Genomic DNA, 25,128 nt, shown 5'->3' with positions numbered 1-25,128 from the left:
AGCATTCATTATCGCAAGACATCCATACTATGATTACACATCTTAAAGGTAAATTGGTAGAAAAAAACCCGACTTATGTGGTCATAGAGTGCATGGGTGTAGGATATATTGTTCATATTTCGTTACATACCTATTCCAAAATCGGCGAAGACGAAAACATAGTACTCTTTACACACTTACAAATCAAAGAAGATTCTCATACGCTTTTTGGTTTTGCAGAGAAATCGGAGCGTGAAATTTTCCGCTTATTATTGTCCGTTTCCGGAATAGGCTCCGGCACGGCAAGAACCATGCTATCTTCCTTATCTCCGGTTGAAATTAGGGATGCCATTGCCAGCGGTAATGTCGCCGCCATTCAGGCAATTAAGGGCATCGGAACCAAAACGGCTCAGCGGGTAATATTAGATTTAAGAGATAAGATTCTTAAAGTTTACAATATTGATGAAGTTTCCTATAAATCAAACAATACAAATAAAGATGAAGCGTTATCTGCATTAGAGGTACTGGGATTTGTTCGACGAAATGCAGAAAAGGTAATCGACAAAGTTTTAAGCCAGGATCCTTCGCTAAGCGTGGAGAACATTATAAAATTGGCGCTTAAAAATTTGTAATAAATTTGAAAACAGGGGCGAAGTATTTTCTTATATCTTTATGTAAGCTTATTTTTCTTGTTCTCGTTTCTTTTGCACTGGCGCACAATGCCTTTGCGCAGGAGACTGACGCACAAGTAGAAGAGCAAGAAATAGATAGCACACAGACCGGTGTTGCTCTTGGGCGTATGGTCATGCCCAATCCCGACAGTGTAGTTTCTAAATACACCTATGACCCTGTAATGGATAGGTATATTTATTCTGAAAGTATCGGCGACTACAACATCAACTACCCGATCATCTTAACGCCCGAACAATACCTGGAACTCGTACGAAAAGAAGGCATAAAATCGTATTTTAAAGAAAAAGGAGATGCGTTTTCGGGCAAAAAGCAAGGCAGTGAGGAAGCCCGCAAGAATCTACTGCCCAATTTTTACGTAAACAACAACTTTTTCGAAACTGTATTTGGAGGCAATACGATCGAAGTGGTGCCTCAGGGTTCTGTCGCTATGGATTTAGGGGTAATATGGCAAAAAAATGACAATCCGGCACTATCACCAAGAAACCGAACCAATCTTTCGTTCGACTTTGATCAGCGTATTAGCCTTAGTTTATTGGGTAAAATTGGAGAGCGCTTGCAGGTAACCGCCAATTATGACACCGAAGCGACCTTTGATTTTCAAAATCTCATAAAACTAGATTATACCCCTACCGAAGACGATATTATCCAAAAAATAGAGGTGGGTAATGTGAATATGCCCTTGAACAGTTCCTTAATTACGGGAGCGCAAAGTTTGTTTGGGGTAAAAACGCAACTTCAATTTGGCAAAACCACGGTTACGGCAGTATTTTCTGAGCAACGATCGCAGAACAATACCGTTGTAGCACAAGGTGGTGGTACTGTAAATGAGTTTGAATTACGCGCACTGGATTATGATGAGGATCGACACTTTTTTTTAGCGCAATTTTTTCGCGACACGTATGACAGAGCGTTGGAAAACTATCCGTTTATCCGAAGTCAGGTACAAATAACCCGCTTGGAAGTTTGGGTAACCAATAGAGGCCAACAAACCCTAAATGTCCGAAATGTGGTGGCGCTACAAGATTTAGGGGAAGCCCTACCCGATAAAACCAGAATAGGACGTTTAAACGGTGATCCTGCCGGATTTTTTAACGGAGGTGCCGGTGACAGACCCAGAAACAATGCCAACGATTTTGATCCGGCACTGATTGGCAGCGGTGCACTAACACAAAACATACGCGATATTGCCACGGTAGACAATGGTTTTAATATCCCCGGATATCCCGTAAATCAGGGATTTGATTATGCCATTCTGGAAAATGCCCGAAAACTGGAACAAGGCCGAGATTTTCGATTAAACACGCAATTAGGTTATATTTCATTGAACCAGCGTCTTAGCAATGACGAGGTGCTGGCAGTAGCTTTTCAATACACCTTTAATGGAGAGGTTTTTCAGGTGGGCGAATTTGCCAATGGTGGTTTAGATGCTACTTCGGTAGCCCCTGGAGTAGACAACCCTGTAATTAACAACAATACCCTGATATTAAAACTTTTAAAAAGCAATATTACCAATGTGCAAGATCCCATTTGGGATTTAATGATGAAGAATATTTACGCTACCGGTGCCTTTCAATTAAGTCAAGAAGATTTTAAATTAAACATTTTATATTCAGATCCTACCCCAAGAAATTATATCACGCCCGTAGAAGATGGCCCGGGTTCGGGATGGCCCGATTTGCCAAAACCTTTAGAGGATCGTATTTTATTGGATGTGTTTAATTTAGATCGATTAAACATCTATAATGATGTTCAGAATGGAGGCGACGGATTTTTCGATTTTATTCCGGGCATTACCATTGACACCCAAACAGGGAGTATTATTTTTACAAAAATAGAACCCTTTGGCGAATTTTTGTTTGATCTTTTGGGAGGTGGTGTTTATGATGTTCCCAATGATCAGGGCTATAATCTAAATCAGCAACGGTACGTATTCCGAAATATGTATGCCTTAACCAAGGCTGCGTCTTTGCAAGATGCCGAAAAAAACAGATTCTTATTAAAAGGACGCTATAAATCCTTGGGCAGCAGCGGAATTCCTATTGGGGCATTTAACGTCCCCAGAGGATCGGTCCGGGTTACAGCAGGCGGAAGGCAATTGCAAGAAGGCATAGACTATACCGTTAATTATCAGGCAGGCACCGTGCAAATTTTAGATCCAAGTCTTGAGGCCAGCAATACACCCATCAATATTTCCGTAGAAAACAACGCTGTTTTTGGGCAACAGACCCGTAGGTTTACAGGGATTAATGTAGAGCATCAAATCAATAAAAATATAGTAGTAGGTGGTACCTTTTTAAATCTAAACGAACGTCCATTAACTCAAAAAGCAAACTTTGGCGTAGAACCCGTAAATAACACCATATTTGGTCTCAACGGTAATTTTTCTACAGAAATTCCTTTTCTTACCCGCTTGGCGAATAAGCTTCCGAATATCGATACCGATGTACCGTCTAATCTGTCCTTTAGAGGCGAAGTTGCGTTCTTAAAACCCGGATCGCCTAAAAATGCAGATTTTGCCGGAGAAACTACCTCCTATTTAGACGACTTTGAAGGGGCGCAGGCCTTAATTGATATCCGTTCATTTTTAGGTTGGAGCTTGGCCAGCGTGCCGGTAGAATTTGCAGAAGGGAAACCGGACTTAGAAACAGGATTTGAACGAGCTAAAATGGCTTGGTACACCATAGACCCCATTTTTTATACCAACCAACGCCCCGGAGGTGTAAGCGATAGCGATCTTTCTACGAATGCTACACGACGGGTTTTTATTGATGAGGTTTTCCCTCAGGTAGATATCGCACAAGGACAAACCACTGTACAAGGAACATTGGATTTGGCCTATTACCCCAATGCCAAAGGACCGTATAACAACAACCCCAGTTTTGAAGCCGAACAACCCAATAACAAATGGGCGGGGATTATGCGCTCCTTGAGCAGTACCAACTTTGAACAGTCTAACGTAGAATTTGTACAATTTTGGGTATTAGACCCTTACGTAGATGGAGTCGCTACAAGTCCTGGCGAATTGGTACTCAATTTGGGTAATATTTCCGAAGATATTTTAAAGGACGGGCGCAAACAATACGAGAATGGGCTACCTGGGGTAAACAGTAATGACTTAGTTACTTCTACCCCTTGGGGGCAAGTGCCCTCTACACAATCTTTAGTATATGCCTTTGATGTGAACGAAACCAGCAGGGCATTACAAGATTTGGGATTCGATGGGTTATCTGATGCTGCCGAAGCCAACATATTTAGTAATAACCCGGCAAATGACCCGGCATTAGATAACTACCAATATTATCTAAACAGAGACGGCGATATTTTAACCCGCTATTTAGATTTTAATAACCCCCAAGGGAACTCCCCCGTACAGGTAACCAATACCAACCGAGGTTCTACCACTTTGCCCGATGTGGAGGATATAGACCGAGATTTAACCATGAATACGGTAAACAGCTATTTTGAATACCGTATCCCGATAGCACCCAATACCACCATAGACAGTCGCTACGTAACCGATATTAAAGAAGGTGTAACCCCGCGGTTGCCAGACGGTTCTCAATTAAATAGACGATGGATTCAATACAAGATCCCTTTGAGTGATTTTACAGATGCTGTTGGGGGTATTGCCGATTTTAGATCTATCAGTTTCATGCGGATGTACCTTACCGGCTTTTCCAGTGATGTGGTTCTGCGCTTTGCTACCCTCGATTTGGTGCGTGGCGATTGGCGGTCTTATACCAAATCCCTGCAGCCCGATGTAGACAACGATCCCTCGGATGATGGGACTTTTGTGGATGTAAACACGGTGAACATTGAAGAAAACAATTCTAGAATACCCATCCCTTATGTATTGCCTCCCGGGGTCATCCGTGAACAATTAAACAATAACAACACCATCATTCGCCAAAACGAACAATCCCTTTCCTTTAAAGTAGAAAACCTAGAAGCACAGGATTCCCGAGGTGTTTTTAAAAATGTAAACATCGATATTAGGCAATACAAAAAACTAAAGATGTTTATGCATGCCGAAAAGTTGTTTGATGCCGATTACGCCAATGATGAAACTCCCTTGGTTGGATTTTTACGGATAGGAACCGATTTTTCACAGAACTTTTACCAACTTGAAGTGCCCTTGCAATTTACACCATTCGGAGCCGTATCCGAACGAGAAATATGGCCGGAGGATAATGAACTTGATCTGGTATTAAGCGATTTAGGAAAAGTGAAATCGCTTGGTATTGCCAACCAGTCGCTTAACCAAATCAATTTCTACGAAGTTATTGATGGTGAGGTTATTTTGGTAGATGAATTTGCGCCTAGAACACCCGGTGTCATCCGTATAGGAATTCGCGGTAATCCTTCACTGGGAAGTATTCGCAGTATGATGGTGGGGGTTAAAAATATTGATGATTTACCTGCCCGAGGCGAAGTATGGTTCAATGAACTACGACTGGCAGGATTAGACAACAACGGAGGTTGGGCGGCCATAGCAGCCTTAGATGCCAACATGGCCGACTTTGCAAATATATCGGCTACGGGAAGTAAAAGCACTTCGGGCTTTGGCTCTATAGACCAAATGCCAAACGAAAGGTTGCGGGAAGATGCTATTTCCTATGATTTGGTCACCAATATTAATGTAGGACAATTGTTTCCCAAAAAATGGGGCTTGCAAATTCCTTTTAATTATGGCATTTCCGAGCAACGTATTACTCCGGAGTTCGATCCGGTTTTTGATGATCTCAAGCTCAAAGATAGAATTGCAGCAGCAGAAACCACCGAAGATGCAGAAACCATAAGAGAACAGGCCGAAGATTACACCAAAAGAACCAGTATTAATTTTATAGGTGTGCGAAAAAATAGAGGCGAAGATGCCAAAGCCAATTTTTATGACATCGAAAATTTCACCTTTAACTATTCGTACAATGAAACCAATCACAGGGACTTCGAAATCGAAGAATTAAGAGATCAGAACGTAGTCACGGGGTTTGTGTACAATCACAACTTTAAGCCAGCTACCATAGCTCCCTTTGCCAAAAAAGATTCTCTTTTTACCGGAAAGTATTGGCAGTGGCTAAAAGAGTTGAATCTTAATTTACTACCCACCAGCATTTCGGTGAATTCTAATTTTAACAGATCCTTTAATCAGCAACGTTTTAGAGAGGTTTTAGAGCCCGGTATAGATGCGCTAGACCTGCCTTTACTGCAACAGCGTAATTATATGTTCAGTTGGCAATACGCCCTTAATTACAGCATTACAAAGTCGTTGCGGCTAAATTTAACCGCCTCTAATAACAATATTGTTCGAAATTTCTTTAATGAAGACGGAAATCCGGATTCCGGAATAGATCCCACTATGGGTATTTATGATGGGTTTTTAGACATTGGCGAGCCCAACCGGCATTCCCAGCAGATGCAACTCAATTACGAAATTCCCTTTAGTAAAATACCGGCCTTAGATTTTATAAGTGCCCAATATACCTATACCAGTAATTTTGATTGGCAACGGGGTGGCGATGCCGTCCGTGAAGTTGCCGGCGAAGATATAAACACCATACAAAATGCCAATACCCATACCCTAACGGCTGCATTGAGTATGCAAAAATTTTATGATAAAATAGGGCTTAAAAAACGAAGCGGCACTACGCTAGCCAATGCTAACCGCACAAACCCGTTTATAAATGCTGCGGGAGGGACTACCGCACCGCAAAAAGAAACCGGGGAAACAAGTAAATTTTTTAATACAGCAGTGGATGTCCTTACCATGATAAAACGCCTTAATATAAACTACAGCGAAAATAATGGAAAGGTCTTACCGGGCTACACCCAATCTATAGGTTTTATTGGCACCACCAGGCCATCTTTGGGTTTTGTTTTTGGAAGTCAGGCCGATATTCGCTTTGAAGCGGCACGCAACGGATGGCTTACCGTTTTCCCGGAATTTAACGAGCAATTTATACAACGTACCAATACACAACTAAACATTACCGCTACCGCACAGCCTACACCCGATTTAACGATCGATTTATTGGCCGACAGGCAACTTTCTGAAAGTTTTCAGGAAACCTTTAATGTGATTTCGGAAAATGGAGAATTGCGATTCAATAGCCTTTTAGGAAATAATTTTGGCAATTTCAGTATTTCTACCGTTATGATTGGCACTTTTTTTAGCAAGAGTGACGAATTTACATCAGAAAATTTTGAGACTTTTAAAGAAAATCGACTCACTATAGCCAACAGATTAGTTGCCGAAAGGAATCAAGATACCGGTACCGTAGATGCAGACGGCTTTCCGGAACGCTACGGCAAAACAAATCAGGACGTATTATTGCCCGCTTTCTTTGCTGCATTCACAGGTAAAAGTGCCGATAAAGTAAGTTTAGGGGCATTCCGAAACTTCCCCATTCCGAACTGGAATATTAAATATACCGGATTGATGAAAAACAAGTGGTTCAAGAGCAAATTTAAACGATTTTCTTTGGCACACGGCTATAGAGCAAGCTATAGCATCAACTCGTTTCAGACCAATTTGGAACGTCAGAATACACTAATAGATCCGGATACCCAAGACTTTCTTCCCGAGAATATCATCAATAATGTGGTGCTTACAGACCAATTTAATCCTTTGATCCGCGTAGATTTTGAAATGGTAAACGCACTGAGCGTATTGGCAGAAGTACGTACAGATAGAGCCTTATCACTAAGTTTCGATAACAACCTCCTTACCGAGATACGAGGCAAAGATTTTACATTGGGACTGGGCTACCGATTTAAAGATGTACAGTTTGTAACCAATATTGGCGGAGAACAACAACGCCTAAAAGGCGATTTAAACTTAAAAGCCGATGTGACGCTGCGCGACAATATAACCATTATTCGAAATTTAGATATTGATAACAATCAAATTACATCCGGCCAAAATCTACTTTCTATAAAATTTACGGCAGATTACGCCTTGAGCAAAAGCCTCAATGCTTTGTTCTTTTATGACCATTCTTTTTCCCAATTTGCAGTATCTACCGCCTTCCCTCAAACCACCATTAACACCGGGTTTACCATTCGGTACAATTTTGGAAATTAAATTCAAAGAAAACGTAAAGTACAAAGAGCAGTAGAATACGCCCTTGCCTCTAAACACATTTTTTTTAGCAATTCATCACTTTCTTTTTTTTGAATGTCATTTAAACTGTTACATTTGTTTTTGATAAAAAATTACAAAAAATGAATATTCCAGCCGACTTAAAATACACAAAAGACCATGAATGGGTACGAATAGAGGGCACTATGGCTACGGTGGGTATTACCGATTTTGCGCAAGGCGAATTGGGCGATATTGTGTACGTAGAGGTAGAGACGGTAGGCGATAGTTTAGAAAAAGACGAAATATTTGGCACCGTAGAAGCGGTAAAGACAGTATCCGATCTTTTCTTGCCCCTTAGTGGTGAAATTGTTGCACTTAACGAAGCCTTAGAAGATGAACCGGAAAAGGTGAATACCGATCCTTATGGCGACGGATGGATGATTAAAATACAAGTAAAAGACGCTTCAGAAATTGCCGATTTACTAAGCGCTGATGACTATAAGACACTAATTGGTGGCTAAATTTAAGTTCAAATTCTTATTTTTCGGCTGGCTTATTCTTATCACCTTTCTCAGTTTAGATTCTTTTGAGGGTTTGGACACAGGTGGTTTCAACATTCCTCATTTAGATAAAGCAGTACATTTCACTTTTTATTTTGTCGCTGCCTTATTAGGATGCCTTGCGCTACGGGAACAAACAAATGGCCATTGGAACATCGTAAAAACAAGTATTTATGTTTTTCTTTTCTGTATCCTATATGGCATAATAATTGAGGTAATTCAAACGAACTATACTGAGACGCGACAAGGCGAAAGTTGGGATGTTCTTGCCAATTCCGTAGGTGCACTTGCAGGTCTTATGGTGCTAAAAATTCTGTTTTCTGGAAAATCCGGGATAAAATGGAAAATTTAGTTGTACTTATATCAAATTAATTTTTAAATTAGCAAACATTAAAAAATGAATTATGGAACCAAAAAAGAGCCCAAAAGCGGATTTATCCAAAAATAGTGGATTATATTTTGTAATTGGATTAGCACTTACGATGCTGCTTACCTATGTTGCCTTAGAATGGAAAACCTATGATAAGGGCAATGAGTTTGACTATACCTTAAACGTGGAAGATCAGTTAGACGAGGAAGTTCCAATGACAGAGCAAATAAAGACACCTCCGCCACCTCCGCCGCCGGCTGCTCCCGAAGTTATTGAAGTAGTAGAAGACGAAAAAGAAGTAGAAGAAACGGTAATAGAGTCCACCGAAAGTAGTGAAGAAAAGGTGGTAGAAATCGATGATGTGGTCGTAGAAGAGGTCTTTGAGGACGTAGACGTGCCCTTTGCCGTTATTGAAGATGTACCTGTTTTTCCGGGATGTGAAGGTGCTAAGGACAAAAGAGCTTGTTTTAATGAAATGATGCAAAAACACATCGCTAAAAACTTTCGTTATCCAGAAATTGCTCAGGAAATGGGCGTTCAGGGTAGAGTAAATGTAATGTTTACCATTCAGAAAGACGGTAGCATTGGCAACGTAAGAATGCGAGGTCCCGATAAAAATTTGGAAGCCGAAGCTGCACGAATTATTGGCAAGTTACCTAATATGACCCCAGGAAAACAAAGAGGCAGACCGGTACGCGTTCCTTTTAGTATTCCGATTACCTTCCGCTTACAATAATAAAATTTTATACCTATCTAAAAATCCCGGTCATTCACCGGGATTTTTATTTTATATAGTAATTTTTGCTTCCACTTCCATATAGTACTTGTGTACTTCTCAATAGTGCCGTAGCATACACACAACTCGGGTAAGATAAACATAGAGTTTTGGTTGTTTAAAAATCATTTGAGGCTTATCTTTGCCGATCGAAGCAGATTTTTAATGAAAACCGCCATACATTCCGCAAAGACCTCTGTGATGTCTCTTGCCGATTTTAAAGAAATCACCAAGGCCAGACTTGCGATTAGCGTGGTATTTTCATCTGTAGCCGGGTATCTTCTCATCGTTGAAAACATTCAATTCTCTTCCATAGCCCTTTTAACGCTCGGAGGATATTGTACTGTGGGTGCTTCTAATATTTTTAATCAAATTCTGGAACGCGATTTAGATGCATTAATGTCAAGAACCAGAAACAGACCCATACCGGCGGGGCGTATCTCCGTAAATACGGCTTTGGCGCTGGCCATCCTTTTAACCTTGGTCGGTCTAGCGATGCTCTATATTTTAAACGCTAAAACAGCCATGTTTGCGGCCATTTCTATATTTCTTTACACCTGCGCGTACACGCCGCTTAAAACAAAAACGCCTCTGTCTGTTTTCGTAGGTGCGTTACCGGGTGCCATACCCTTTATGTTGGGTTGGGTCGCGGCTACCAATGAGTTTGGTATAGAGCCCGGCACCTTGTTTATGATACAGTTTTTTTGGCAATTTCCCCACTTCTGGGCACTGGGCTGGATGTTAGATGAAGACTATAAAAAAGGAGGTTTTAAGATGTTGCCCACAGGACATAAAGACAAAGGAACTGCTTTACAAATAATTATGTACACCCTTTGGATGATCGTCATCTCGGTCATTCCCGTTTTTGGAATTACCGGAAGGCTCCATCTATCTATTCCTGCTGCCATTATTGTGTTTTTATTGGGCTTAGCCATGTTAATTTTTGCCATTCAACTTTACGAAAAACGAGATAACCCTTCGGCCAAAAAGCTCATGCTCATGAGTGTTGCTTATATTACCTTGTTGCAATCGGTATATGTAATAGATCGTTTTATTTAAAAAATTATGAACCTAACAGAAAGCACACAGAAAGAGAAAAACAGCAGAGCAAAAAAAATGATGCTTTGGTTTGGCATTGTAAGCCTTATCATGGGCTTTGCGGGCTGGACCAGCGCGTACATTGTAAGCAGTGCTCGCGAAGATTGGATTAAGGAATTGCAGCTCCCCTCCTCTTTTTTTGTGAGCACCGTGGTGTTGATTTTGAGTAGCCTAACTTACATTCTTGCAAAAAAAGCACTAAAAAATAACAAACAGACATACTGTACGTCTTGGCTTCTTGCAACCTTGGGTTTAGGGATACTCTTTATTGTGTTACAATTTTATGGCTTTTCGCAAATGGTAGCCAATGGGTATTACTTTACCGGCCCTACAAGCAACATAAAGACATCTTATGTCTTTTTAATTGCCGCAGTCCACATTGTACACTTGGCGGCAGGGCTTATCTCTTTATCTGTAGTACTCACCCAACAATGTAGAGGGCGGTACACAGCTCATAATATGTTGGGGTTAGAATTAGGTGCCACTTTTTGGCATTTTCTGGATATCCTCTGGGTGTATCTTATTTTATTCATGTACTTTGTAAAATAGATTTGGGTGCAACACAGGTCTCGAGTATTATTTTTAAAAATTCATAGATAAACAAACTTTGCTTATTCAATGTATTTATTGCATCTATACCATGGCTTTCAACCGCTTGGTATGATTAGTAGTTTAATGGGTATTATGGCTTAACCTAAAATAAAATTAATTTTTGTAGATTTTTTAAAAGCCCATAATTTCCAACTGCCAAAAAAAATGTAAATTTGTGAACATTTTATTAAATATTAAAGGAAACATATGGATTCTACGGTAGTAACTGGTACAGACGAAAATGTTTGGGACGGTGGCAATGAGCCCCTTGGCGCAAGTTATGGTAAGTTAATGATGTGGTTTTTTCTGGTGTCCGACGCCTTAACTTTTTCGGGCTTTTTAGCATCCTATGGCTTTATGAGGTTTAAGTTTATAGAAACTTGGCCTATTGCCGATGAAGTATTTACCCACGTCCCCTTCTTTCATGGCAATTACCCCATGTATTATGTAGCGTTTATGACATTTATTTTAATTATGTCGTCGGTTACCATGGTATTGGCGGTAGATGCCGGACATAAAATGCAAAAAACCAAGGTGATTTGGTATATGTTTTTAACCATCATTGGAGGAGCCATTTTTGTGGGGTCTCAAGCATGGGAATGGGCTACTTTCATTAAAGGTGATTACGGAGCCTTAGAAACCAAAGGTGGGCGGATTCTGCAATTTGTTAAAGCGGATACCGGTGAACGAGCTTCGTTGGCAGAGTTTTCGGCAACACTTCCAAGTGAGCGACTCCGAAATGATCGTAAAAGCGGTGTGTGGTTTTATGACGAAGGCAGTTTGCCCTCTTTTACGGTAAACGAAGTCTTAGAAGGCTTTAAAAGCAATTCGAATATTTTAGTGCGTACCGAAACCATTAATGAAGAAGGAGAAAAAACCGTGCTCTCACGCGACGAATCCCTTAAAAAACTTGGTGAAGCCGTAATGGTAGTAGAAGGCGCCAATTTAAAACACAACGAATACGGAAGTCGCCTATTTGCCGATTTCTTTTTCTTTATTACAGGATTTCATGGCTTTCACGTATTTTCCGGAGTATTGATAAATCTGATCATCTTTTTCAATATCATATTAGGTACGTACGAAAAAAGAGGCCACTATGAAATGGTAGAAAAAATAGGACTTTATTGGCACTTTGTAGATTTGGTATGGGTGTTTGTCTTTACGTTCTTCTATCTTGTATAAATGATTTATTATAACGCATTAGGTCTAAACAGAATTTTAAACAGTGTAAACAAATGGCTCACGAACATAAATTAGAAATTTTTAGAGGACTTTTAAAATTTAAGTCGAACACCCAAAAAATTTGGGGGGTATTAATTTTTTTAACCATTGTTACCATTATAGAAGTTGCTTTGGGTATTGTAAAACCTGAAGTGTTATTAAAAACAAACTTTATTGGGATGAAAATTCTTAACTGGATTTTTATCATTCTAACCTTGGTAAAAGCCTATTATATTGCGTGGGATTTCATGCATTTACGCGATGAGAAATCTTCCTTGAGAAGATCTATTGTATGGACACCCATTTTTCTGGTGTTTTACCTAATCTTTATTCTGCTTTTTGAAGCAGATTACATCCATAATATCATGGCAGAAGGTTTTGTAAAATGGAATTTCTAACATTTAATTAACGGATTAAAAAGGACGGTATTTATACCGTCTTTTTTATTTTTACATCAATTTATTACGCATACCCAAAGGAAGTAGTTTAGTAAATCAACACACACCCAGCTACATCCAAAGAAATACATTAAAAACCTGTATGCCGGTAGCGAACCAATACGAAATGAAATGTGTATCTTAAACGTTTTCAGTAAGAAATACGCATAAACTGATACTATCCGAAATACGTGTTAGTACATCTCATTCCGGCGCGCAGCGCAGCCCTAGAGAGCCTTTTAAAAAGTAGTACTATAAGCCAATGAAAAAGACCTTAGTTTTAACGATCCTATTTGTGTTTCCCATTGTGGTGTACCTTTTCTTCGCTTCCGGAGTTACGCATTTTGGAAAATTGGCTGTATTAACAAATGAGGTTGATGAGGTATCGCGTTTAGATGCTTCGGTGAGTTTCACCGACAAGATTACCATATTAGGATTTTTAGGCAGTGATGTTCAAGGTAAAAGAGGAAATGCTTTTAATCTCAATCAAAAAATTTACAAACGATTTTCTGAGTTTGATGATTTTCAATTTGTAATGGTTGTAAAAAAGGGGTTCGAAAAAGAAGTTACCGATTTAAAAAAGGAATTAGGCCATCTTGGCAACATCAATAAATGGCAATTTGTTTTTGGTGATGAGCAAACCATCTTCGCCTTATTTAATAGTTTAGATACCGATCTTAGTTTAGACGAAAAACAAAGCACCCCTTTTGTTTTTATCATTGATAAAGATCGAAATTTAAGAGGACGAAACGACGATGAAGATGAGGGTATTAAATATGGTTTTAGGACAGACCAAGTGGCAGATCTTAACAATAAAATGGAAGATGATGTTAAAATAATATTAGCGGAATATCGATTGGCATTAAAAAAAAATACGACAAGACCCAATGAAAAAGAATAAATACACCTATGTATGGATATCCTTAGTGGTTTTGGTTTTTGGAATAGTATTTATCCCAAAAATTATAGACAGGATACAACATAGCACCACCACACAAAACGACCGGCTGAACAAGAAAGATAATGCCGGAAAACTTGCCTACATTTTAGGAAACAATCAGAAACGACGTGTTCCTCATTTTGCATTCATGAATCAAGACAGCTTGGTGGTCACCGAAAAGGACTATCGCGGAAAAGTCTATCTCGTAGAGTTTTTCTTTACCACCTGCCCCAGTATTTGTCCTCTTATGAATAAAAATTTGGTAGAAATACAAAACGAATTTAAAGCTTTTGAACAATTCGGCGTTGCTTCTTTTACCATAAACCCCGAACACGATACGCCAACTGTGCTAAAAACCTATGCCGAAGAATACGGTATTACCAATATGGATTGGCACCTGCTTACCGGCCCACAGAATGAAATTTATGATTTGGCTTACAACGGCTTTAATTTTTATACCGCCGAAACACCCGATGTTCCGGGTGGTTTTGAACATTCTGGAATGTTTGCGCTGGTAGACAAAGAAGGTTATTTGCGTTCGCGAGTAGACGACTTTGGCAATCCTATTGTATATTACAACGGCATTATTTCCGAAAGTCAAGGTACTAATGCAGAAGGCCAAACACAACAAATAACCATCCTTAAAGAAGATATCGCTAAATTATTGAACGAGTAAGGGCTATGGATACTAAGACCATAAAAGAAAAAAAAATCAATAAAATAATCACTATTGTATCCATAGTAGTACCCATTGTGGTTGCCCTTTTATTTGGGGTTAAAATCCCAAATACTAAACCCCTTAGCTTTTTACCTCCTATTTATGCGTCGGTGAATGGGGTAACCGCTATTCTTTTACTTCTAGCTGTATGGGCTATTAAAAACGGAAAAAGAGATGTACACCAAAAACTAATGACAAGTTGCATAGGACTTTCCGTCGCTTTTTTGCTCATGTACATCGCCTATCATATGACTAGCGATTCTACCCCTTTTGGGGGACAAGGTGCCATAAAATACGTATATTTTGCGATTCTAATTTCACATATTATCCTATCTATAGCCATTATACCCTTGGTACTAAAAACATACGCCAAGGCCTATTTACAGGATTTTGTTGCGCATCGTAAACTGGCAAAAATAACATTCCCGATATGGTTATATGTCGCAGTAACAGGAGTACTAGTCTATGTAATGATCGCTCCATATTATAAATACTAAAAAGCACAGCGCAGAATAATGAATTTTAAGGATGTACATTTGAAAAGGATTTTTTGTACGAGCATAGTGGTATTTCTTTTGTGGCATCAGCCCATAGAAGCCCAATGTGCCATGTGTCGTGCTGTTTTAGAGAGCGAAGGCAATACTGCGGCCGCCGAAGGGGTTAATAATGGTATCGTATATCTCATGGCTATCCCTTACATCCTTATTGCAGGGCTATTCTATTTTGTATTTAAATCTAAAAAAGGGTAAATACATACAAATACCCATAATTTAACATTGTAAGGTGTAACATTTTCTTAGGAACCGAGTCTATTTGCTGTACCCCTTTTTAGTACCACATCTAAAACGACACTATCCAAGTTATGTTAGACATTGAACGGTGGCAAGAAATTTTTGACACCATCCGCAAGAACAAATTACGCACCTTTCTTACCGGTTTATCCGTAGCTTCTGGCATCTTTATATTGGTTATTTTATTGGGCTTTGGGCAAGGGATGCAAAATGGTATCGCCAAGGAATTTGAAGCCGATGCCAGCAATCGCATATGGGTTTGGACACAAGTAACTACTAAAGAATACAAAGGACTTAATCCGGGGAGACCTATTCAATTAAGAAATAGCAATTATGACTTTGTAGAAACCCGATTTACAGAGTATATCGATCAACAATCGCCCGTTGTTCGGGTTCGGGATGTGGCTGTAAATTATAAGCGAGAATCAATAGGGTATCCTGTACAAGGGGTTGCTTCGGGGTATCAATTTATTGAAAATATGTACCTGTCGCAAGGACGTTTTATCAACCAAAAAGATGAAGAAAGCACTGTCAAAATAGCAATCATCAGCAATAAAATAAAAAGGGAAGTATTTAAAAATGGGGAAAATCCTTTAGGAGAATACCTCACAATATCTGGACTTAAATTTAAGATTATTGGTGTTTATGGCGATGCGGGTGGCGAGCGGGAGGAAGATCGAATTTTGATTCCTGCAACTACCGCACAAAAGGTATTTGGCGGTACCGATGTGCTAGATAATGTTTCATACACCCTAAAGTCATCGGCAACCTTTGATCAGGCCTTGGCGGAGTCCATGCAATTTACAGAAGAGCTTAAAGCCTACTTAAAAGAAGCACATACTGTAGCCCCTGATGACAACAGTGCTATTAATGTTTTTAATACGCTAGAAGAGGTAAAACGTTTTTTAACCCTTACGAACGGAATCGCGTTTTTCTTTTGGTTTGTAGGTATTTGTACTATTATTGCAGGCGTGGTGGGCGTAAGTAATATTATGCTCATCGTAGTAAGAGAAAGAACAAGAGAAATTGGGATTCGGAAGGCTTTAGGAGCCAGACCTTGGAGCATTATTGGGATGATTCTTCATGAAGCCATATTTATTACCACCATATCGGGGTTTTTAGGCTTAATTTTTAGTATGGGACTCCTAGAACTTGTGGGTCCACATATTGAAGTAGATTACATTCTTAACCCCTCTGTAAACTTTAATGTGGCCTTAGCAACCGTTTTTGTTTTAATTGTTGCCGGTACGGTAGCAGGCTTTTTTCCGGCCTATAAAGCAGCCAACATCCATACTATAGATGCCCTAAGGGACGAATAATAAACCCAATGACCCGTATAACCGAAAACGATAAGGATGTTTAATAAAGATCGATGGAAAGAAATCTTGGAGGTGCTTACCAGCAATTGGTTCAGGACCATACTTACTGCGTTTGGGGTGTTTTGGGGAATTTTAATTCTGATCATTTTATTAGCTGCCGGAAAGGGCATGGAAAACGGTATTAAGCAAGATTTTGGAGATATTGCTACCAATACTATGTTTATGTGGTCTCGCAATACCACCAAGGCGTTCATGGGTTTACCTGAAAGAAGATCCTACACCTTCAAACTGGACGATGTGGATGCCATTCGGGACAACGTCCCAAATTTGAGGTTTATTTCACCGAGAAACCAGCTAGGGGGCTTTGGTGGTGCCAATAATGTAGTTCGAGGCATAGAAACGGGTGCCTTTAATGTATATGGCGATTACCCGGAGATCATCAATCAAGACCCTATGTCCATTACCTCCGGACGCTTTATAAATCATTCAGATATAAAAGAAAAGCGAAAAGTAGCCATTATTGGCGAAGGTGTTCGTTCCAGCCTATATCAGAAGGAAGAAGAGGTAATGGGCAGTTATATCAAAATTCAGGGGGTAAACTTTATGGTGGTAGGCACCTATAAGAAAAAAACCACCGGGGGCAATGGCGAAGAGGCGCAAAAGGAAATTTATGTTCCATTTACGGCCTTCTCACAAGCTTTTAATAAAGGGAATGATGTAGGCTGGATGGCCATTACGGCAAACGACGGTACTTCTATTACCGACCTTAAAGCGCAAATTTTAACACTGGTAAAACAAAATCGAAAGATTCATCCGGAAGACGAACGCGCTGTAGGTTATTTTGATTTGTACCAGCAGTATAACAGGGTAGAGAGTTTGTTTGGTGCTATGCGCTTCATAGCTTATTTTGTGGGGATATTAGTTCTGTTATCCGGCATCATCGGAGTCAGTAATATTATGTTGATCGTCGTAAAAGAACGCACTAAAGAAATTGGTATTCGCCGAGCTTTGGGTGAAGATCCTTGGTCTATAAAAAAACAGATTCTGATGGAATCTTTATTTCTTACCATTATCTCAGGTATGATGGGTATTAGTTTTGGAGCTTTTTTTATCTATGTTATCAATACCATTCTGGATATGAATGGTCCGGTAGATATGTTTTTAAATCCCAGTGTGAGCCTCGGGGTGGTACTGGCCGCACTTTTTATCCTTATAGTGTCGGGACTCTTGGCAGGGTTTATCCCGGCAAACAGTGCCATAAAGGTACGCCCCATTGATGCCTTAAGAACTGAATAAAAATGATCGCATAATTTTTACCATTCATCAAATCAATCAAAAAATGAAAAAATCAGTGACTAGAATTATTTTAATAGCTATCGTACTTTCCTTTGGCGTTGCCCTGTTTTATTTGTATCAGAAAAATGCCGAAGACCCGGTAGTGTATCAAACCGAAAAACCAACCTATCAAACCATTATAAAAAAGGCGGTCGCTACGGGTAGTATATTGCCTTTAGAAGAAGTGCTGATAAAGCCCAATATATCGGGAGTTATTGAAGAAATTTATGTTGAGGGGGGCGATTTTGTAAAGTCGGGCGATTTGTTGGCAAAGATTAAAGTTGTACCCAACCTTAATGCGCTTAACGATGCCAGAAACAGTATTGAAGACCTTAAAATAACATTGGCCGATCAGAAACGAAATTACGAGCGGCAATTAAGTCTGTTCAATAAGGGGGTCATTCCCAAAACAGATTTAGAACGCGCAGAGGTAGCCTATGATCAGGCGAAACAGGCCTACAGTGCCGCAAATAAACGCTATGAAATTATAAGCACTGGTACCACAACCGGATTTGGCAATGCCGCCAATACCATGATTAAAGCCACGGTGAGCGGAATGATTTTGGAGGTACCTGTAGAAGTTGGGAATCAGGTCATAGAAAGTAACAATTTTAACGAGGGTACCACAATTGCAGCTATTGCAGACATCAATAAGATGATTTTTGAAGGCAAAGTAGATGAATCTGAAGTGGGTAAAATAAAGGAAGACCTTCCTTTGGAGATCACCGTAGGTGCCTTGGAGAATATTGTTTTTGATGCTGTTTTAGATTATATCGCTCCCAAAGGAAAAGCAGAGAATGGTGCTATTCAGTTTGAAATTAAAGGAACTCTAAATCGACAAGATTCTATTTTTATTCGTGCGGGGCTCAGTGCTAATGCCGCTATTATTTTGGGTAAAGCCACCAATGTGTTGGCCATAAAAGAAGGGTGGGTACAGTTTGATGCTGAAACAAAAAAATCTTTTGTAGAGGTAGCCACTTCAGAAAAAGAATTTACAAGAAAAGACATCGAACTCGGATTAAGCGACGGTATCTACGTGGAAGTAAAATCTGGAATTTCAGAAGAAGATTCCATTAAAATATGGAATCAACTAAAACCGGACGAAACCGTAAAATAAAAATTTCTTGAAACTGACCGTACCCGAGGCAAGCTATAGGGGTTTGCTTCTACTGTGCTCAGCACGGGTTTCGCCAGTTTCATTTTGGCCTTTGGGCCAAAAACCGAAATGTTGTATTTTACCTCACCCGGAACTGCAAAAGGCAGTTCCGACCGCTCCAAAGGAGCGGTAAATAGGAAACCCCAACACAAGGGTCGGGGAATCTTTAGATGGAATTTAACAAAAGATTTAACTATAGCCTGTAACAATTTAGACACTTTTAAGTCCTATAAGCAGCATTGAAGCAAGCGTAAAAAAACGTCGTATTATGATTGAGATCAAAGACCTTCACAAATCGTATAAAATGGGAAGCAATTCCCTACATGTATTAAAGGGGATAAATTTTTCAGTAAAAGAAGGAGAATTAGTGGCAATCATGGGATCCTCCGGATCGGGAAAATCTACCTTACTCAATATTTTAGGAATGTTAGATGAGTTAGACGAAGGCAGCTATATGTTAGACGGCGTTCCTATTATAAATCTAAATGAAACAAAAGCAGCCAATTATAGAAACAAATTTTTGGGCTTTGTTTTTCAATCGTTTAACCTTATCAATTATAAAAATGCCATGGAAAATGTGGCATTACCTTTATATTACCAAAAAGTGCCCCGAAAAGAAAGAGAAGAAAAAGCATTGAAGTATTTAGAGCAGGTAGGCCTTAGAGAATGGGCAACCCATTTGCCTAGTGAACTGTCCGGGGGGCAAAAGCAAAGAGTCGCCATAGCCCGTGCCATGGCCGCAGAACCTAAGGTGCTATTGGCCGATGAGCCTACGGGTGCCTTAGACAGCACCACTTCGTATGAGGTTATGGATCTTATTCAGAAAATAAACGATCAAGGAAACACCATTTTGATTGTAACTCACGAGCCAGATATTGCGAATATGTGCAAACGAATCGTACATCTAAAAGATGGCGTTATCATTGAAGATAAAGTAGTAAATCAAGTAAGAGCAGCTGCTTATGTTCAGTAGAGATAGCTGGAAAGAAATTTTTCAAACCATCGGGAAAAATAAACTTAGGACGTTTCTGTCGGGGTTTACCGTAGCCATAGGCATTCTTATTTTTGTGGTGCTTTTTGGTTTCGGAAATGGGTTAATCAACACCTTTGACAAGTTTTTCGGGCAAGACGCAACCAATGTATTTTATCTTTTTCCGGGGCGTACCACCATTCCGTATAAGGGGTACAAATCTGGCAGGCAAATTGAATTTAAGAACGACGATCTCGCCGATATTGAAAAGAATTTTCCTTTGTTTTTAGAGTATATTACACCGCGCATTTCTAGGAGTGCGCTGGTAAAATACAATAACGAATCTAATAATTACACCACGCAAGGTGTTGCTCCGAGCCATCAGTTTAGTGAATTAACGATAATGATGAAAGGCCGATACTTAAACGAGCAAGATATTACAGACAAAACAAAGTATGCCGTCATTGGGAGATTGGTAGAACAAGATTTGTTTGGATCAAAAAACAGTATTGGAGAATTTATAGACGTCGGTGGTAGTGCGTTTAAGGTGATAGGAGTTTTTCAGGATGATGGCGGCGATAACGAGGAGCGCATCATTTTTATCCCCTATACCACACGGCAACTCATAGAAAAGAACACCGACAAAATAGATCAGATCATTGTGGGGTTTAAGCCGGAAATCGGGTATGTGGGTGCCATGGCTTTTGACCGAAGTCTGGATAAATTTATAAAAGACAAAAAGAACATCAGTCCGGACGACCAAGGTGCACTTTTCTTTCGCAACGTTGCCGATCAACTACAGCAAAACCAACAATTTGCCAGAGTATTACAGCTTATTGTGGCCTTTGTGGCCTTTGGCACCATCATAGCCGGAATTATCGGAATTAGCAATATTATGGTCTTTGTAGTTAAAGAACGAACCAAAGAACTGGGCATTCGTAAAGCTCTGGGAGCTACACCAAAGGCCGTAATCGGAACTATTTTGTTAGAATCTGTCTTTATAACCACCATCTCCGGGTTTATCGGAATGCTCATTGGCATTGCTTTGTTAGGTTCGTTGGGTGAAAAGTTAGATGATTATTTTATTACAAATCCCTATATAAATATGGGCGTAGCCATTTTTGCCACGGTGCTCCTCATCATTTTTGGGGCTATTGCGGGTTATATTCCGGCAAAGCGAGCGGCAAGCATAAAACCCATTGTAGCACTTAGAGACGAATAATATGCGTATACTTTTTGACAGCAATACATGGCAAGAAATTTTTGGCTCTATTAGCAAGAACAAAACACGTACCATCATTACCGTTATTGGGGTGCTTTGGGGCATCTTTATTTATATTGCTTTGGCTGGTGCGGCTAAAGGCTTAGACAACGGTTTTGAACGTCAGTTTCAGACCATAGCCATGAACAGCATGTTCGCTTGGGCACAAACGACCAGCATGCCCTATGAGGGATATAAAACCGGTAGACAAGTACAACTAAAACTAACAGACATTCCTATACTGCAGAATAGGATACCTGAAATTAAAGACATTGCGCCTAGAAATGTACGAGGTGTTTTTGGCGATGCGCCGGGGGCAATTGTTAGAGGTCAAAAAACAGGGAATTATTCTGTTTACGGCGATTTTCCGGTGCTGACCAAAATAGCAACCAAAAAAATATACGATGGTGGCCGGTTTATTAATGATGAGGATATAGATCAGGCCAGAAAGGTTTGTGTTATAGGCGAGCGTACACAAAAAGAACTCTTTGAAAAGGATGAAAATCCTATAGGCGGATACATTCGCATAGACAATATTTATTTCCAAGTGGTTGGCGTACATAAGTTTACGCCAGGCGGCGGTTTTGAAAGCGATAGCGATATTTACATTCCGTTTACCACCTATCAAAAATTATACAATACCGGCGAAAATGTAGGGTGGCTCATTATAGCCGCCTATGATGACGCCGATGTGGTACAGGTAGAAAAAGATGTAAAATCCATTTTAAAAAGCATACACCATGTAAACCCTAAAGATGAAAGGGCTTTTGGTTCCTTTAACCTTGGAGAGGTTTTTAAACGGATAAAAGGCTTTGCTAATGGCCTGACCTTCTTATCCTTGGTCGTAGGCATTGCCACCATTTTGGCTGGTGTAATCGGTATTGGAAATATCCTACTTATTTCCGTAAAGGAACGCACCAAAGAAATTGGGGTACGCCGCGCTCTGGGAGCAACACCAGGAGAGGTAAAAGCGCAGATTATATTAGAATCTGTTTTTTTAACGATGGTAGCCGGGGTAATGGGTATTATTTTAGGAGCAGGCGTCCTCAGCTTGATTAATAATGCCACCAAGGATATCGATTTTCCCTATACAAATCCTACGGTACCCATCCCCTATGTATTAGGCGCATTACTAATTATGATTATTTTGGGTACGTTAATCGGATTGATCCCCGCACAGCGTGCTGTAAGCATTAAACCCATAGACGCATTAAGAGAAGAGTAACCCAACCCATTATACAAATACTAAAATCAAAAAAATGAATAAAATTTTAAAATACGTAGGAATCGGTGTTTTGGTCATTGCCGCCTTGTGGGCAGCCGTTTTTTTTGTAAAATCGAATAGTAAATCGGCCATTACGTATGATACCCAAACGCCCTTTATTGGCGATGTCGAGAAAAAAACCGTTGCTACCGGAAAAGTTATTCCGCAGGACGAGGTAGAAATTAAGCCCCAAATAACGGGTATTATTGATAAAATTTATTTAGAGGAAGGGGTAGAAGTTAATGCTGGCGATTTAATAGCCACCATAAAGGTGGTGCCCAATGAACAGACGCTAAACCAAGCCGGTGGCAGGGTACGTAATGCACAATTAGCCTTGGGAAATATCAAAATTGAATACGATCGTAACAAAGTATTGTTTGATAAAGGTGTTATTTCTAGCCAAGATTTTAACGCACTGCAATTACAATACGATCAGGCGCAACAAGAGTTGCAAAATGCCCAATCCGATTACCAAATTATTCGGGTAGGTTCTGCCGGCGGATCTTCTATCGCCAACACCAACATTAGAGCCACAGTTTCCGGAACCTTATTGGAAATCCCCATAAAAGAAGGAGATCAGGTTATTCAGAGCAACAATTTTAATGACGGTACTACCATAGCGACTATTGCCGATTTGGGAAAAATGATTTTTGAAGGCAAGGTAGATGAAGGAGAAGTGGGCAAGCTGGAACTCGGTATGCCATTAAAAATTAGTTTAGGTGCTATTCAAAATAAACAATTTGATGCTGCCTTAAAATTTATTGCACCCAAGGGCGTAGAAGAATCCGGTGCCGTGCAATTTAGAATTGAGGGCGATGTAACCATTGAGGATGAATTTTTTATCCGTGCAGGGTATAGTGCTAATGCATCCCTTGTATTAGAAAAAAAAGAAGGTGTTCTTCTTATTCCCGAAGCCCTTTTACAATTTGATAAGACTACCGATAAACCTTATGTAGAAGTTTCGGTAGGCGATCAAAAGTTTGAACGAAAGGATGTAGAAATCGGAGTTTCTGACGGTGTTAATGTAGAAATTGTTTCCGGTATTACCGAATTAGATAAGGTAAAAGTATGGAATAAGACAGAGCCTATTAAAAAAGGAGCCGAAGAAGCTAATGCACAATAAGAAGTACAAAAACAATCAGCAATCAAAAAATAAATCAGTAATGAAATTAAGAATCATTTTACTTACCCTGCTGTTTTCGGTAGCATTGGGTTCTGCCCAATTAAAAAAATGGACCTTGGAGGAATGTGTCTATTATGCGGTTGAAAATAACCTTAGCGTGGCTCAGTTCGAGCTCGATTTGGAAAACGCCACCATCGATAAATCGGATGCTATCGGTGCTTTTCTGCCGGATTTTAACGGGAGTTCTAATGTAACGAACAGTACCGGACTTGTTTTAGACCCTACCACCAACGCGCTTTCTTCGGGGACTATTCTTTCGGCATCTGCCAATCTCACTTCATCCCTTACTCTTTTTGATGGCCTGCGCAATTTTAAACGGCTCAACAGAGCCAAATTAAACGCCTTGGCCAATCAGTATCGGTTAGATAATTTAAAAGATGATATCCGCCTTTCCGTGGCCAATGGGTATCTTCAAATTCTATCGAACAAAGAATCGTTAAAAGTTTTTGAAGCCCAGTTTGCAGTTACTCAACAAGATTTATTGCGAACCAAAGAATTGGTAGATTCCGGAGTGCTTCCCAAGGGAGACTTATTAGAAATTGAGGCTACCGCTGCCAATCAGGAACAGCAAATCGTTAATGCTCAAAACTTAATTCTAATTTCCAGAATAAATTTAGCGCAACTGCTGCAAATTACAGACTATGAAAATTTTGATATTGCCGATGAGGATTTTGATGTTCCTTTCTCCGATATCCTAGACAATTCTCCGAAAACCATTTTTGACAAAGCACTCACCTTTAGAAACGATATTAAATTTGCTCAGTCTAACGTAGATGTAGCACTAAAAGATTTGGAGATTTCCAAGGGGGCACGATATCCTACGTTGGGTGCGTTTTTTAACTACAACACCCGGTATTCCGATCAAAATTTCGATCGACTTACCGGGCGACTCCTATCATTTAGAGAACAGCTATTTTTAAATGACGGAATTGCCTATGGCGCCCAAATAAATGTTCCTGTGTTCAACGGATTCAGTGTAAAAAACAACATTAAGCGTTCTGAGATCGCCGTGGAACGTGCCCGTTTGCAGCTAGAGCAAGACAAACAGACCTTAGAAACCAATGTAAACCAAGCCTATACCGACGTAAAAGGTTCTTATAAATCCTATGAGGCAGCACAAAAAACATTGGATGCCAGAAAATTGGCCTTTGACTATTCCAAAGAACGCTACGATGTGGGCTTGATGAATTCATTTGATTTTAGTCAGGCACAGGCTCGTGTAGATAATGCAGAAGCCGATCTTATCCGAACCAAATATGACTATATCTTCCGATTGAAGGTACTGGAATTTTATTTTGGGATACCCTTAGCCTTAGATTAGGAACAGTGTGCCCAACCAAGGACTTAGGCTGCATATACTTTGCATGTACCCCTTTTTTAAAATAA

General features: G+C 39.9%; 21 protein-coding genes. All 21 read left to right on the top strand.

The window, feature by feature from the left end:
• The first annotated feature begins 29 nt into the window (after positions 1 to 29).
• The 21 genes from ruvA (at position 30) to U1E44_RS00775 (ending at position 25,063) form a co-directional block, all read left to right on the top strand.
• Entirely contained in the window at positions 30 to 611 is a 582-nt protein-coding gene (gene ruvA / locus U1E44_RS00875; protein ID WP_322929010.1) for a Holliday junction branch migration protein RuvA, read from the top strand.
• Between the two features lie 5 nt (positions 612 to 616).
• Positions 617 to 7,753, top strand: a complete 7,137-nt coding sequence (gene sov / locus U1E44_RS00870) for a T9SS outer membrane translocon Sov/SprA (RefSeq protein ID WP_322929009.1) — start codon at positions 617 to 619, stop codon at positions 7,751 to 7,753.
• A 140-nt stretch (positions 7,754 to 7,893) separates the two neighbouring features.
• Positions 7,894 to 8,274 carry a glycine cleavage system protein GcvH gene (gene gcvH / locus U1E44_RS00865; RefSeq protein ID WP_322929007.1) on the top strand — a complete coding sequence of 127 codons (381 nt, stop codon included), beginning with the start codon at positions 7,894 to 7,896 and terminating at the stop codon, positions 8,272 to 8,274.
• Entirely contained in the window at positions 8,267 to 8,665 is a 399-nt protein-coding gene (locus U1E44_RS00860; RefSeq protein ID WP_322929006.1) for a VanZ family protein, read from the top strand. Before gcvH ends, U1E44_RS00860 begins: the two co-directional genes overlap by 8 nt.
• Positions 8,666 to 8,717: 52 nt before the next feature.
• Positions 8,718 to 9,419, top strand: coding sequence for an energy transducer TonB (locus U1E44_RS00855; protein ID WP_322929005.1), 702 nt, complete (start codon positions 8,718 to 8,720; stop codon positions 9,417 to 9,419).
• 204 nt (positions 9,420 to 9,623) lie between these two features.
• Positions 9,624 to 10,517 (top strand): heme o synthase, encoded by an 894-nt coding sequence (gene cyoE, locus U1E44_RS00850; RefSeq protein WP_322929004.1) that lies wholly within the window; start codon positions 9,624 to 9,626, stop codon positions 10,515 to 10,517.
• 6 nt (positions 10,518 to 10,523) lie between these two features.
• Positions 10,524 to 11,105, top strand: coding sequence for a cytochrome c oxidase subunit 3 (locus tag U1E44_RS00845; protein WP_322929003.1), 582 nt, complete (start codon positions 10,524 to 10,526; stop codon positions 11,103 to 11,105).
• Positions 11,106 to 11,354: 249 nt separating this feature from the next.
• Complete coding sequence (locus U1E44_RS00840) at positions 11,355 to 12,329, top strand: cytochrome c oxidase subunit 3 (RefSeq protein ID WP_322929001.1); 975 nt, start codon at positions 11,355 to 11,357, stop codon at positions 12,327 to 12,329.
• A 53-nt stretch (positions 12,330 to 12,382) separates the two neighbouring features.
• Positions 12,383 to 12,766, top strand: coding sequence for a cytochrome C oxidase subunit IV family protein (locus tag U1E44_RS00835; RefSeq protein ID WP_322928998.1), 384 nt, complete (start codon positions 12,383 to 12,385; stop codon positions 12,764 to 12,766).
• A 301-nt stretch (positions 12,767 to 13,067) separates the two neighbouring features.
• Positions 13,068 to 13,706, top strand: coding sequence for a hypothetical protein (locus U1E44_RS00830; RefSeq protein ID WP_322928997.1), 639 nt, complete (start codon positions 13,068 to 13,070; stop codon positions 13,704 to 13,706).
• A complete protein-coding gene (locus U1E44_RS00825) occupies positions 13,693 to 14,421 on the top strand; it encodes an SCO family protein (RefSeq protein ID WP_322928996.1) in 729 nt (242 codons plus the stop codon). The genes U1E44_RS00830 and U1E44_RS00825 overlap by 14 nt, the downstream gene beginning before the upstream one ends.
• A gap of 5 nt (positions 14,422 to 14,426) precedes the next feature.
• Complete coding sequence (locus U1E44_RS00820; RefSeq protein WP_322928995.1) at positions 14,427 to 14,960, top strand: DUF420 domain-containing protein; 534 nt, start codon at positions 14,427 to 14,429, stop codon at positions 14,958 to 14,960.
• 39 nt (positions 14,961 to 14,999) lie between these two features.
• Positions 15,000 to 15,212, top strand: a complete 213-nt coding sequence (locus U1E44_RS00815) for a hypothetical protein (RefSeq protein ID WP_322928994.1) — start codon at positions 15,000 to 15,002, stop codon at positions 15,210 to 15,212.
• A gap of 113 nt (positions 15,213 to 15,325) precedes the next feature.
• Positions 15,326 to 16,573 carry an ABC transporter permease gene (locus U1E44_RS00810; RefSeq protein WP_322928990.1) on the top strand — a complete coding sequence of 416 codons (1,248 nt, stop codon included), beginning with the start codon at positions 15,326 to 15,328 and terminating at the stop codon, positions 16,571 to 16,573.
• 36 nt (positions 16,574 to 16,609) lie between these two features.
• Complete coding sequence (locus U1E44_RS00805; protein WP_322928989.1) at positions 16,610 to 17,869, top strand: ABC transporter permease; 1,260 nt, start codon at positions 16,610 to 16,612, stop codon at positions 17,867 to 17,869.
• A gap of 43 nt (positions 17,870 to 17,912) precedes the next feature.
• The gene (locus tag U1E44_RS00800; protein WP_322928988.1) at positions 17,913 to 19,025 is read left to right on the top strand and encodes an efflux RND transporter periplasmic adaptor subunit; all 1,113 of its coding nucleotides are present in this window, start codon (positions 17,913 to 17,915) and stop codon (positions 19,023 to 19,025) included.
• 307 nt (positions 19,026 to 19,332) lie between these two features.
• Positions 19,333 to 20,037 (top strand): ABC transporter ATP-binding protein, encoded by a 705-nt coding sequence (locus U1E44_RS00795; protein ID WP_322928986.1) that lies wholly within the window; start codon positions 19,333 to 19,335, stop codon positions 20,035 to 20,037.
• Positions 20,027 to 21,256, top strand: coding sequence for an ABC transporter permease (locus tag U1E44_RS00790; RefSeq protein ID WP_322928983.1), 1,230 nt, complete (start codon positions 20,027 to 20,029; stop codon positions 21,254 to 21,256). The genes U1E44_RS00795 and U1E44_RS00790 overlap by 11 nt, the downstream gene beginning before the upstream one ends.
• 1 nt (position 21,257) lies before the next feature.
• The gene (locus U1E44_RS00785) at positions 21,258 to 22,520 is read left to right on the top strand and encodes an ABC transporter permease (RefSeq protein WP_322928981.1); all 1,263 of its coding nucleotides are present in this window, start codon (positions 21,258 to 21,260) and stop codon (positions 22,518 to 22,520) included.
• 34 nt (positions 22,521 to 22,554) lie between these two features.
• A complete protein-coding gene (locus tag U1E44_RS00780) occupies positions 22,555 to 23,682 on the top strand; it encodes an efflux RND transporter periplasmic adaptor subunit (RefSeq protein ID WP_322928980.1) in 1,128 nt (375 codons plus the stop codon).
• A gap of 40 nt (positions 23,683 to 23,722) precedes the next feature.
• Entirely contained in the window at positions 23,723 to 25,063 is a 1,341-nt protein-coding gene (locus tag U1E44_RS00775) for a TolC family protein (RefSeq protein WP_322928979.1), read from the top strand.
• Positions 25,064 to 25,128: the final 65 nt, after the last annotated feature.

Source organism: Aurantibrevibacter litoralis (assembly GCF_034651555.1).
Lineage (GTDB): Bacteria > Bacteroidota > Bacteroidia > Flavobacteriales > Flavobacteriaceae > Aurantibrevibacter > Aurantibrevibacter litoralis.
This window is presented reverse-complemented; position numbering and strand designations above follow the sequence as displayed.